Source organism: Phaeobacter sp. CAU 1743 (assembly GCF_039839315.1).
GTDB lineage: Bacteria > Pseudomonadota > Alphaproteobacteria > Rhodobacterales > Rhodobacteraceae > Phycobacter > Phycobacter gallaeciensis_A.
This window is the reverse complement of sequence record NZ_JBDOQR010000101.1, coordinates 1-11,543: the sequence shown is the minus strand read 5'-3', so window position 1 is coordinate 11,543 and position 11,543 is coordinate 1. Positions and strand designations below refer to the sequence as shown.

The 11,543-nt window shown below is 62.9% G+C and carries 9 protein-coding genes and 1 tRNA gene; 5 read left to right on the top strand and 5 right to left on the bottom strand.

Going from position 1 to position 11,543, the window contains the following annotated elements; translation table 11 throughout:
- Positions 1 to 219: 219 nt before the first annotated feature.
- A complete protein-coding gene (locus AAFO90_RS22850; protein WP_347510900.1) occupies positions 220 to 669 on the top strand; it encodes a hypothetical protein in 450 nt (149 codons plus the stop codon).
- 22 nt (positions 670 to 691) lie between these two features.
- Here the strand turns inward: AAFO90_RS22850 and AAFO90_RS22845 are convergent, their stop codons facing one another.
- On the bottom strand, positions 692 to 1,276 hold the full coding sequence (locus AAFO90_RS22845) for a DNA-binding protein (protein ID WP_301068621.1): 585 nt from the start codon (positions 1,274 to 1,276) through the stop codon (positions 692 to 694).
- Between the two features lie 247 nt (positions 1,277 to 1,523).
- Here AAFO90_RS22845 and AAFO90_RS22840 point away from each other — a divergent pair, with 247 nt between their 5' ends.
- The 3 genes from AAFO90_RS22840 to AAFO90_RS22830 all read left to right on the top strand — a co-directional run bounded on the left by AAFO90_RS22840 (position 1,524) and on the right by AAFO90_RS22830 (position 5,700).
- Positions 1,524 to 2,552: a hypothetical protein gene (locus AAFO90_RS22840; protein ID WP_347510899.1), complete on the top strand. Its 1,029-nt coding sequence runs from the start codon at positions 1,524 to 1,526 to the stop codon at positions 2,550 to 2,552.
- Between the two features lie 65 nt (positions 2,553 to 2,617).
- Positions 2,618 to 3,193: a hypothetical protein gene (locus tag AAFO90_RS22835; protein ID WP_347510898.1), complete on the top strand. Its 576-nt coding sequence runs from the start codon at positions 2,618 to 2,620 to the stop codon at positions 3,191 to 3,193.
- Positions 3,194 to 3,282: 89 nt separating this feature from the next.
- Positions 3,283 to 5,700, top strand: a complete 2,418-nt coding sequence (locus AAFO90_RS22830; protein WP_347510897.1) for an AAA family ATPase — start codon at positions 3,283 to 3,285, stop codon at positions 5,698 to 5,700.
- A gap of 123 nt (positions 5,701 to 5,823) precedes the next feature.
- Here AAFO90_RS22830 and AAFO90_RS22825 read toward each other — a convergent pair whose 3' ends face one another.
- The 3 genes from AAFO90_RS22825 to AAFO90_RS22815 form a co-directional block, all read right to left on the bottom strand.
- Positions 5,824 to 7,689, bottom strand: coding sequence for a hypothetical protein (locus AAFO90_RS22825; RefSeq protein WP_347510896.1), 1,866 nt, complete (start codon positions 7,687 to 7,689; stop codon positions 5,824 to 5,826).
- A 338-nt stretch (positions 7,690 to 8,027) separates the two neighbouring features.
- A tRNA-Asn gene (locus AAFO90_RS22820) sits at positions 8,028 to 8,102 on the bottom strand.
- A gap of 124 nt (positions 8,103 to 8,226) precedes the next feature.
- Complete coding sequence (locus AAFO90_RS22815) at positions 8,227 to 9,141, bottom strand: MBL fold metallo-hydrolase (RefSeq protein ID WP_347510895.1); 915 nt, start codon at positions 9,139 to 9,141, stop codon at positions 8,227 to 8,229.
- An 89-nt stretch (positions 9,142 to 9,230) separates the two neighbouring features.
- Here AAFO90_RS22815 and AAFO90_RS22810 point away from each other — a divergent pair, with 89 nt between their 5' ends.
- A complete protein-coding gene (locus AAFO90_RS22810; RefSeq protein ID WP_347510894.1) occupies positions 9,231 to 10,550 on the top strand; it encodes an ATP-binding protein in 1,320 nt (439 codons plus the stop codon).
- Positions 10,551 to 10,670: 120 nt separating this feature from the next.
- On the opposite strand, the gene AAFO90_RS22805 is transcribed toward AAFO90_RS22810, so the two are convergent.
- Positions 10,671 to 11,366, bottom strand: a complete 696-nt coding sequence (locus tag AAFO90_RS22805; RefSeq protein ID WP_347510893.1) for a calcium-binding protein — start codon at positions 11,364 to 11,366, stop codon at positions 10,671 to 10,673.
- Between the last annotated feature and the right edge of the window lie 177 nt (positions 11,367 to 11,543).

Below are 11,543 nucleotides of genomic sequence, written 5' to 3'. Positions count from 1 at the left end.
GTCGCCCTCACGGGCATGCTGGCTGCGGGTGAGTTCGGTCCAGGCCATCGTGGTCTCCGTTCAGTGTCGTACCCGAACAGAAACACAACCTCCTGAACTCACTCAATTAGTTTCAAATCGGGCTCTAACACGATCATCCCGACAGAGGAGCCCGGGGAGGTATCAGGCGCCCTGCCTGACAGCACCGACCACCTGATCCGCCGCCTATTCGAGCGGGCGGTGGGCAACGCCCTGCGCCTTGAACTGGAGCCTCAAGGCTGGACCGTGGCTCAAGGTAAACGACTGTCATGGCCGGTTACGGCCGCATCCCCTGGAGTCGCCGAAATCCTGCCCGGAATGCAGACCGATATTGAGTTGAACCATGTCGAAACGGGACGCCGAATTGTGATAGACACGAAATTCACGGCCATCTTCACAGCGTCCAGCTATCGAGACCGGATTCTGAAAAGTGGTTACCTCTACCAGCTTTACACCTATCTGCGCAGTCAGGAGCGGCCGGGCGATCCCGCTAGCTTAACCGCCGTCGGGATGCTGCTGCATCCGCAGACAGGGGGATCAGTCGATGAAGGGGTGACAATCCAGGGACACCGAATGCGCTTCAAGACGGTTGATTTGGCAGGCGATCCTGGAGAGTTCGAGGTGAGCTTACGGGGGGTTGTCTCGGAATGAGGGCTCATTAGCCGTAGATCGCTCAGTTCCCCTTGGCGATGGAAGCCAACCTTTCTTCCGCGCGCTCTGCGCGCGCTTCGGCTTTCTCAAGGATACCTTGAAGGTCAGAGACTCTTTGTTCTAGGCCGGCTATTTTTTCCGTGGCGCGCGCATGCTCAAGGGTTAGAGTTTCATAGGCGGTCTGGAGCATATCGAGGTCACTCTGCACATCATGCAGTGCAGTTTCTGCGTCCTCATGCTGCTTTCCTGCAAGCTTAAGATTTTCTTCAAGATCAGCTTGTTTTTCGGAATAATGATCTCGTAGCTTCTTTAGCTCTCTGCGCAGCGCCTCCGTCGCAACGCCAGCCTCTTCTTGCGCATCGCGCCATATTCGCGCCGCGAGTTCTTGCGCCAGCTGCTCGATGGGTTCGGGCACATAGCGCTCTGCGAGAGCCTGACGCTCCTTTTGATCTTCTTTCCAGGCCCTCACCAGGGGCGAAATCGTGGACATAGAACCGCCACCCAAAAGGCTGTGGACGGCTTGATTCGTCACTGGGCTGCCTCGCGCGATGAGCTTTTCGGCGGCCTCGGCGACAGCTTCGGGCGTTATGGACGACTGACGTGGCATGGCGTTGCTCCCTCTTTGTAATATCGTACATTATGATACGCAGGGAGCCCACAGGAGAAGCGCGGGCGCTGGTTGCCTGGTATGTGACTTCCTGATTAGTGTAATTAATTGTAAATTAGGACTTGAACAAGGGGGATGGTATCACCAAATTACACATAGGTCATCGGGCGCCCGATAAGCGGGCGAGACCAGAGTTCGCACCTCTGCCCCCGCCCTGACCACCGAAGAGTCCATAGGAGACCCTACGATGGCTAAGTATTACGTAACCCGTGGCGCGGGCGGATTCAATTCCGCGCTTCCCTTCACCTTCACCCTGTCCCCGCTTGTCCTCGCCCGCGCGATGACCCGCGCGCTGGTCGATCTGACCGCCGCCGAGCGTGACCTTGGCGATGAGACCGGCTTCGACCCGGCCCTCTCCGCCTATCGGGCTGCCGTCGATGAGGCCCGGAACCGTGTCCTCGAGCACTGCGAGGCGCTGATCGCACATGCCCCCGCCACGCTGCCGGCAGCCTCCCTTCAGCGGGTCGCGGCGCTGGTGAAGACCGTCATCCGGTCCGGGGATCCGGTCGAGGTGGCCCGGATCCGCGGCGGGCTCATTGTGGCGCGTTGGGTCTGGCAGCTGCCGACTACCGTGCCGGGCCACGCCATCTATAATGCGGCCTTCGATGGAGCGCTCGACGCGCTCGGAGCCTATATCGACGACCCCGAGGGACCGCAGGACACCCCGCCGGCAGCGGGACCGCAGATGGTGATGGGGGCAGGTCCGGGAGAGGAAAGGGAGGCTCATCCGCACCCCAGCGCGCATACGGAGGTGAGCCGCGCCTTCACTGGCGCGCTGCGCTGTCTCGACGCCTGTGTGGCTGCCGAGCGGCGCATCCAGCGCGATGTCGTGGCCGACGTGTTCGCCCCTGAGGTCGCCACGGACTTGGCCGCGGCAGAGGCGGCACGCGAAGATCTTTTTGCCCGGCTCGCAGAGGTCACCGCGCTGCCGGAGCAGCGCGACCTCGACAGGCCCCTGCGCCTGCTTGCGCAGGGGCTTCATGCGCTCCTTTCGGTGGAGGATGACGACGACCGCCAGCATATGCATGCAGTCATGGCGGGGAGCGCCGACCTGTTGCTTGTTCGGGGGGATGCGCCCGCGGTTCGCTGGGTGCGCGCGGCGCAGCGGCGCTTCCTCGACGGCGTCGCACGGCTCATGTCGATGGAAGACTTCGGAGGAAGGGGAGCCGGGCCGGACGATGACGGCACGGACGACGCACCCGGGCTCGCGGCCTGAGTCGCTCCGGACCTCGCCAGGGGGCCACGGCCCCCGTTACCTCTTCCCGAACTATGGAGGCGCACATGCCCCAACAGCTTTTCCTGCCCGGCATCATCATGCCGACCCGTCCCGCCGAGCCCCGCGACGCCCGTAACGCGCTGGCGGCCTACCCTGACATGTCCACCGAAGACCTTTGCCGCCATGCAAAGATTCTCGGTCATTCGGCAGAGCTTGTCGTTGCCTCGATCTTGATGCGCCTCGGGGAACGTGACTATCCCGCGCTCGAGTACGAGCGTCACGACAGGGTCCTGTTTCTTCCCGGTGACACGCCCCTGCGCATCCAGGTTAAGACACGCCACACGCGGACGCCTACCGGCGACTACGTCTACAATTTACGGCAGAGATCGGAGAGGGGCGCGACTGGGCGCGGTCCGTATTCAGCGGAGGATTTCGATATTCTGGCGATGGTCGCGCTGCCGGAAATGGCGGTCCGCTTCACCGCTGACTGGCAGACCCGCCACACGATCTACGCGAGCGAGTTCTCTGAGCTTCGCCGCAACCCGCGCGCCTCGCTGGACGCGGCCCTCATGCGCCTCGGCCATGCCAATGCGATCCCCGGCGCAGTCGACGGGCCGGACTGGCTCGACCTCGCCGCCTGACCGACGGGTCACTTTCCCACCCGCAGATCCTTCCTCGGCCCGCCCCTTGGCGGCGGGCCGACGGCCCCCCCTTTTTTCGGAGCTCTCCAATGACGCAGCCCTCGACCTCCTTCTCGACCCCGCCCGCCACCATTCCGGTCACCGATACCCCGGACTGGACCGTCCTCGCGGCCCGGCTTCGGCATAGCCTCATTTCTCAGGCCGCCAGCTGGGCCGTTACCGCATACACCGCTTCCGGCCCCACCGAGGATGACGACGCCGAGGTGTCCGTTGCGACGGCCACCGATGCCGGCAATGGCGACAAGGCGACGGTCGACACCGGCTCCCCGCGCGATACCACTCTGGCCGACACCGCCCGTTCGAGCGCCCACAATGACAGCTGGGACCTCGATGACCTTCTCGACCTGGTCGAGGCCGAGGCCGATGTGGCCATGAGCGGCTTCGCCGACGCGCTGCCTCCGGTCCTGGAGGACACCAGGGCGCCGCGCCGGCGCTACCGCCTTCGCCCGGAGGCTGCGCTGGCCGTCGTCCGCGTCGCCCGGACCTTCGGCTCCGCCGAGGCGATGGTCCGGGCGCTCGGCGCGCCGGGCGCTGTGACCCTGATCACCACCGCCGACCCCGCAATCGACGCGCACCTCATCCAGCTGATCGAGCATGTCGCCCAGCCCCACGCGCTCTGGCCGCGCGGCGCGGCGATCCCCGTCGTCCTGAGTGCCGAGAAGGCCGCGTCCAGCAAACTGGACTCAACCGAACCGGCTGTCAGCAGGCTCTGCGGCTCGCTGCGCTTGGCGCTGGAGACCCGCCGCCCGACCGTCCTCATCGCCCCGGCGGCCGGAACCGCGCCGAAGGCGCTCCGGGCGCTTCAGCCGGAGATGGTCGCGCTTGCGCCCCTCGACCGCGAGATGCTGGCGCAGATCCTCGGCGATGCCTATCCGGAGGCAGAGGCCCCCGGCACGGCGCTCACCGCGCTGCCCGCCAACGCGCCGCTCGCGCGGCTCACCCCCGGCGACCTGCTCCTCGCCCTGCGCTGGCCCGACCCGAAGCGCGCCGTCACGACGCTGGCCGCCGCGCTGGCCCCCGAAGAGACCGAGAACAGGCCGGGGCTGGCCGAGTTCCCGCTGCCCGACCAAGTCCGCGGCCCGTTGGAGCAACTCGTCGAGGATCTGCGCGCCTGGCAGGCGGGCGAGATCCCCTGGCGCGACGTCAGCCGCGGCCTCTTGCTCGCCGGCCCTCCGGGGACCGGGAAGACGGAAGTCGCCAGGCTGGTTGCACGCGAGGCCGGGATCAGCGTGGTCGCCGGATCGGTCGCCACCTGGCAAGCGCAGGGAGAACGGGCGAGCGGGATCGTCAAAGCCATGAAGGAAAGCTTCGCCAAGGCAGCGACCCAAGCACCCTGTATCGTCTTTATTGACGAGGTGGACGCCTTTGGGGACCGGGACCGGCGCGATCATAATTCGTCGTGGACCGAATACGTCGTCGCGGCATTGCTCGAGTGCCTTGACGGTTATGCCGGGCTCGAGGGCGTTGTGCCCATGGCAGCCACCAACCACGTAAACAAAGTGGACGCCGCGATCCGCAGGCCCGGCCGCTTCGACAGGGTGCTGCGTCTGGGCCACCCCGCCGTTGACCTGATGCCGCAGGCGATCCGCTGGCAGGTGTGGCCGGACCTGAGCGACGTCGACCTTACCGCCATCGCTGCGCAGGCCGCGGGCATGAGCGGCGCGGATGTCGCGGGCGTGGTCCGCGCCGCCCGGGCAATGGCCCGGCGCGCCCGCCGCCCACTGAGTGTGGAAGATCTCTCCGCGACCCTCGCGGAGATCAGGCCCTCCATACCGGAGGCCGTCCGCTGGCAGGTGGCCATGCATGAAGCCGGTCACGCCGTCGTCGGTGCCGCCACCGGCGTCGCGACGCCCCGCATGCTCGCCCTCCAGGGCGATGGCGGCGTCACCCATGCGGAACGGCACGTGATCCACCAGCGCCGCTCCGAGCTGGCGGCCGCGCTCGCCGTCGACATGGCCGGCCGCGCGGCGGAGCGGTTGGCCTTCGGAGAGGCCTCTGCGGGGGCCGGCGGCGCCGCAGACTCTGATCTCGCTAGGGCCACGACCATGGCCATTGCGTTGGAATGTAGCTGGGGACTCGGAGAACGCCTCAGCTGGCTCGGTGACCCCGAGACGATCGCGGCCCGCCTGCGCCTCGACCCGCCGCTCGCGGCCCGCGTCGAGGACCACCTCCGCCAGGCAGAAGAGCGCGCGCTTCGCATACTGCAGGCCCAGACGCCGGTTCTCGAGGCCATCGCCACCGCGCTTCGCGATAAGGCCATGCTCACCGGGCCCGTTCTGGACGAACTGATTTCCCGGGTGAGGCCGGAGACGGTACCGCCCACGCGCGGCGAGGAGGCGCCGGAGATCCAGAAGACGCCGGACCAGCCCGGTCCTGAAGGCGAACGGGCGGACAACCGGGATACGGACTGGTCCGCGCCATACCGGCCCCTCGATCGCGCCGCCTGATCCGGTCCGGACCCGCCCGCCTGTACGATCTCGGTGCAGGCGGGCGGCGGCAAGTCTCTCTGAATAACAAATCCGTCCGAACAGACGATTTGCACCTGCCTTAACTGAGGCTCGTTTCTGTTATCAGAACAGTCTGGGTAAGCGTTCGATCGCATCCGCTTTTATGCGTACACTGACATCGTCACGATACGTTTGTTCGTTTATCTCGCTGTAGGGCCTTTGCTCCTGCCCCCGGAAAGCATGTCCGGTGATGTCGTATCTGGTCACGTCAAGCACATCGGGATCGTGCAGCAGGGTGTCATTAACATAGTGTCGCAAGCTGTGCATGCAGAGCTCTCGTGGATTCCCACCCAGCGCGATCTTCAGCGCCTTCCGCCACATGTCGTCGATGCTTTCGCCAAATTTTTCCACGCCCTCAGCGGGATCAGGGCTTAGGCTGCGTGCGCTGCCCGACCGCGGCTTCGGGATAACATCTGGGAACAGAAACGTTTCGCCGTGTGCCTGCATGCGCCCGGCATGTTCCATCAGACCCAGTTCCACCAGGTGCGAGTGAATCGGAACGAACCGCGTGAGTTTCTTTCGCGGATCCGTTGTCCCTTCTTCCTCGCCTTTGAGCCCACGCCAGGCGTTAGACTGAATGATGATTGTCGGGATGCCCTCGATCGTCACGATATCAGAGGGCAGGAGGCCAGAGATCTCGGCTCGGCGTGAGCCCGTGTATGCGAGAATCAGGGGCACCCAATAGCGAGAGTCTTTCTTGATCATCTCGCCAGGAACATGCCGGCGGCCTGGGCTCTTGTGGCCTTGCCATAGCGGATGCCCAAACACCGTACGGACTTCATCGAGACGAAACACGGACCGACGTTTGTGATCGAGGACCCGACCACTTGTTTTCGGCCGCAGAGATGCGAGTTCAGGCTTGAAGCGGAGGGCGTGTCCCTCGGAAACGGCGCGGCCCAAAAAAAGTTCAAGAGATTTCAGGTGACGTTTGATTGTTCCAGAGGCCAGTCCAACCTGATCGCGTGGCATGTTGGCCGCGATCGCCTTCACCTGGCCATAGCTACGCCGCTGATCATATACTGACCGTAGGAAGGTCTTCGGGATTTCCTTGAGAGCGTCCGCGTATCGCCGCAGGTGCCACTGCTCGACTTCATCGATCGTTTGAATGCCATTCACAAAACAGAAAAGACGCAGATCAGCGGCGCGCTGCTGCGCCACGCCGTCGGATAGGCCTTCCTGTCGGGCATATCTCCAGAATATCCCGGCGATGTCGCGAGTGTAGCTTCCGTCCCCCGGTTCAGGTGCCGACTGGGCCGCTGCGAATTGTTTCATCAGTTCGCCTACCGTAAATGTCCCATCAATCAAATCGACGCCGTGGGATATAGGCGCGAGTTGTTTGGTGCACTTGATAGGTGTGGTGGTTGTATCGGGTTCGAGTGTCAGTTGATCCGCCATGACGACCGGTTCAACTTGTTCAGAGTTTATTGACGTCAGCAGCACATCAGCTTCCGACAGATAGGTTTCTTTTTGACGTTTAGTGATGCTGGATAGGGCTGCCAGCCTGACCTTTAGATCCGCCTCCCGTACTTGGGCGTGATGCTCCATGGAAGCGAGGGTCGCACCGGTGGTTTCGGTAAATCTTTTCACCATCGTCCGTCGGGCCTCTGGTGACATGATCCGAGCATATTCGATTTGATAGATGCGAAGCATATGCTCCACCTGCGCCGGCGTCCAAGCCGGATCGATTCTATGGGGGGGAAATGTCGAGTGAACACCGTCTTCCAGCAGGGTCAGCACTGCGAGCTTTTGGATATCCCGAAGCCACGCACCGTCCTGAAGGCCGCGCCCCGTCATCCGCTCAATCCGGACCTTGCGATGAAATTCCGGCAGCACCTGACGCAGGCTGGTGGCCATGTATTTCGAGACCACCTCTTCAGGGAGGGCAGGAGAGAGCAGGATCAGCGACGACATCATTCGATCGAATTCCACAGTGATACGTCCCGTTAATATAGACGCTGAACGCTCATCTGTGGTGCCCAGAGGGATGACCACTGGTCCGATTTTTGGGGATAACCCCGGTATCCGTCTTCGAAAATAGAAGCGGTGTCCCTGACGATAGAGGTACTTACCGGTTGTTGGGTGGTCTTGTGTCCGCATCGCGCCCTGCTTTCCGGGCGGTCCGAACTCATGAGCCAGAGAACACGAGGGCGTTGTGACAGACGTGTGCAAGTTTTGTGCAACGCCTGTGAAAGAAAACACGCCGTAAATCCAAAATTCGCCGGAGCTAAGTTTGGAAGTCGTAGCTTTTCAACACCTTAGAGGTGATATGGCTCCGGCGGTAGGGATCGAACCTACGACCAATTGATTAACAGTCAACTGCTCTACCGCTGAGCTACGCCGGAACGGTCCGCGCCGTATAGCGGCCCTGCGTGGGGGCGTCCAGAGGGGGAGGCGAAAAAAATGCAAATAACATCGGATCGCACAATCCGGGACCGAAAACCACTCTGGGGCAGGGTCGTCCAGGGATCACCCCAGCAGCCTGAATTCTGCGGTCGCGCTCAAGTCTCCGACCGGGGCTACGCGGGATTTGCCCATTAGGTCAATGAGATGGGCCAATACGTTGCGCTCGGCAGCGAGCAAAAGGGCCGCCGGGGTTTCGGTATAGATCCGGGCGGCCAGATCCCCCGGGCGGGCCGGGCCGGAGCGCAGCGCATCGATGATGGCGGCTTCGCGGGCTTCGCGGTGGGCGATCAGCCAGTCGAGACGTCCGGCAGGGTCCGTGATCGGGGCGCCGTGGCCGGGATAGAAGATCCGCCAGTCGCGGGCGCGCAGCTTGCGGCAGGAAGCCATGAAGTCGGTCAGATCGCCATCGGGCGGCGAGACCAGCGAACTGGCCCAGCCCATCACGTGATCAGCGGTGAAACAGGCATCCCCAAAAGCCAGCGCGATGTGGTTGCCCAGATGCCCGGGCGTGTGCAGCACCTCAAGGTTCCAGCCCTCGCCGGAGATCATATCGCCATCTGCCACCGTGATGTCAGGCGTAAACTCGGTGTCGATGCCTTCGCCGCCGCCCGTCATGCCCTGCGCGACCAGTTGCTGCATCGCCGGGCTCCGGCCTGCGCTGGCCGGGCCAAAACCATAGACCGGCGCGCCGGTACGCTGGCTGAGCTCGTCGGCAAGGGGGGAGTGATCCACATGGGCATGGGTGACGATGATATGGCCGATACGTTGATCAGGGCCCACTGCGGCCAAAATCGCCTCCAGATGCTCTGGCAGCACCGGACCTGGGTCGATCACCGCCAGATCCCGGGTTCCGATCAGATAGGTGTTGGTGCCGCGATAGGTCATTGGCGAAGGGTTCGGGGCCAGAATGCGGCGCACACCCGATTGCAGCTCTTCGGCACGACCGGGGGCGGGATTGAAATCGTCTGGAGCCTGCATTCGGGTATCCGTTCCTTTTGTTGCTGGCGCGGGGGCAAAAGCCTGCCGGGTGCCTTCACAGCCATGGGGCGACCCTGTAGGCTTAGCGCATGTTCTTGCAAAGGCTCAAACAATATTCTCCACGGAGCCTTTATGGCCGGGCGGCGCTGATCTTGATCGTGCCTATCGTGTCGATGCAGCTTGTGGTCTCCATCGTCTTTATCAAACGAGATCTGGAGGATGTGACCACCCAGATGACGGCCACGGTGATGCAGCAGATCGCATTGCTGCAACAGCAGGGCGCAGGCGCGGAAAGCCAACAGGACATGCTGGTGCGGATTGCTCCGTTCCTGCAGCCTCTGCAGATGGGGGCACGGTTCCTTGAGGAGGATGAACCTGACCCGCAGGATCTGGTGGGGTGGTACGAATTCTCTGGCCGCGTTGTCCGGGACAAGATGCAGCAGGATCTGCCGGGTTTTGTCGCGGCGCAGTTTCCCGATAACCGCGAGGTCAAGGTGTTCCTGGATACCGACCTTGGCAGGATGGAACTGCGGGTGGACAGGCGGCGGTTGACGGCGGCAGCGCCGCATCAGCTGATCGTGACGATGGTTTTCTTCGGCCTTTTCATGGCTTTGATTTCTTTCATCTACCTGCGCAATCAGCTGCGCCCGATCAAGCGGCTTGCGGATGCGGCGCAGGCCTTTGGCCGGGGACGGATGATCCCTTATTCGCCGCGCGGCGCGACAGAGGTACGGGCGGCTGGCAGCGCCTTCGTGGATATGCGCGCCCGGATCGAGCGGCAGATCGAGCAGCGGACCCTGATGCTGTCGGGGGTGAGCCACGATCTGCGCACGCCGCTGACTCGGCTGAAGTTGGGGCTGGCGATGTTGGACGAAGAGGAAGCGGAACCGCTGTTGCGTGATGTCGATGAAATGCAGGCGCTTCTGGATGCCTTTCTGGATTTCTCCCGCGGTGCGTCAACAGGCGAGCCTGAACCGGTGGATCCGATGCAAATGGCGCATGCCATCGTCGAGGATTGGCAGCGGCAAGGCAAGGATGTGATGCTGGGAGAGCTGAGCGGATCTGGCACCGTGATGCTACGCCAGCAATCGATACGCCGGGCGGTGGAAAATCTGGTCTCGAACGCGGTACGATATGGCAGCCGGGCGCGGGTCTCTGTGACTTTGACGGAAAAATCCCTGCGCATCCGGGTCGAGGATGACGGTCCCGGTATCGACCCTGAGCAGCGCGGTGATGCGATACGTCCCTTTACTCGGCTGGATGCTGCGCGCAATCAGAACCTTGGAACCGGGGTTGGACTGGGGCTTGCCATCGTTGTGGATGTGGCGCGGGCGCATGGCGGCACGCTGCGCCTGACCGAAAGCGCCGAACTGGGCGGGTTGCAGGCCGATATCGTGATCGCACGCTGAGGAATTGCAGCTATACCCTGAGGGGCTGCGAAACGGTTGAACGGGCAGGGCACCTGCTGGTCAATGTCAGAATAGTCGGGCCTGCGTGATGCAGGCCCGGTGGAAAATCCGATTACACGATCAGAAGATGAAATCGCCCACACCTAGGTCGGCCATATCGACGTCCAGCAGAGTGATCGAATTGCCGTTGCCATCCTGAATGAGCACGTCGTCGCCTTCCTGGCTCATGTGATTGTTGCGCAGATCCCGCATGCCGGTGATGCTTTCCACCCCGCTCAGATCAATGTCCTCACCGTTGCGTGTGGCGTTGAAATCGCGGATCTTGTCATTGCCAAAGTCGCCGGAGAACACGAAGACATCCAGACCACGACCACCGGTCAGAATATCGTTGCCGCCCTGACCGTCCAGGATGTCGGCATCACTGCCACCGAACAGCCGGTCACGGGCGCCGCCGCCCAGCAGTTTGTCGTCGCCGTCGCCGCCGAACAGCTTGTCCCGACCGGTGCCGCCCAGAAGTTTGTCGTTGCCGGTGTCTCCGTCCAGCGTGTCGCGGCCAGCACCGCCCTTCAGGGTATCGCGTCTGCCGAGGCCGGAAATTTCATCATCGCCCGCAAGGCCCAAAATGCGGTCTTTTCCATCGGTGCCGACCAGAACGTCGTCGCCCGCGGTTGGGGTGTTGCTCAGCTCGCTGACAAAGCTCTCTGAGGCGAGGAAACCCTGGTCGATCCCGGCACCACGAATTTCCGCAATATCACCGACAAAGATCGTGTCTTCTGAGTAATCTGCACTGCTGCCTACCGGGACGGTGACGTTCACATAGGTCTGGCCTGCCTCCAGCGTGAAGGCGGCGTCGAAACTGTTGACCGTCTTAGAGCCCGATTTGAAACTAATTGAGTGAGTTCAGGAGGTTGTGTTTCTGTTCGGGTACGACACTGAACGGAGACCACGATGGCCTGGACCGAACTCACCCGCAGCCAGCATGCCCGTGAGGGC

Bases quoted from the DNA above. Each gene is read 5' to 3' on its own strand.
- AAFO90_RS22835 (WP_347510898.1), top strand. From the start codon at position 2,618: ATGCCCCAACAGCTTTTCCTGCCCGGCATCATCATGCCGACCCGTCCC.
- AAFO90_RS22810 (WP_347510894.1), top strand. From the start codon at position 9,231: ATGTTCTTGCAAAGGCTCAAACAATATTCTCCACGGAGCCTTTATGGC.
- AAFO90_RS22845 (WP_301068621.1), bottom strand. From the start codon at position 1,276: ATGCCACGTCAGTCGTCCATAACGCCCGAAGCTGTCGCCGAGGCCGCC.
- AAFO90_RS22830 (WP_347510897.1), top strand. From the start codon at position 3,283: ATGACGCAGCCCTCGACCTCCTTCTCGACCCCGCCCGCCACCATTCCG.
- AAFO90_RS22815 (WP_347510895.1), bottom strand. From the start codon at position 9,141: ATGCAGGCTCCAGACGATTTCAATCCCGCCCCCGGTCGTGCCGAAGAG.
- AAFO90_RS22840 (WP_347510899.1), top strand. From the start codon at position 1,524: ATGGCTAAGTATTACGTAACCCGTGGCGCGGGCGGATTCAATTCCGCG.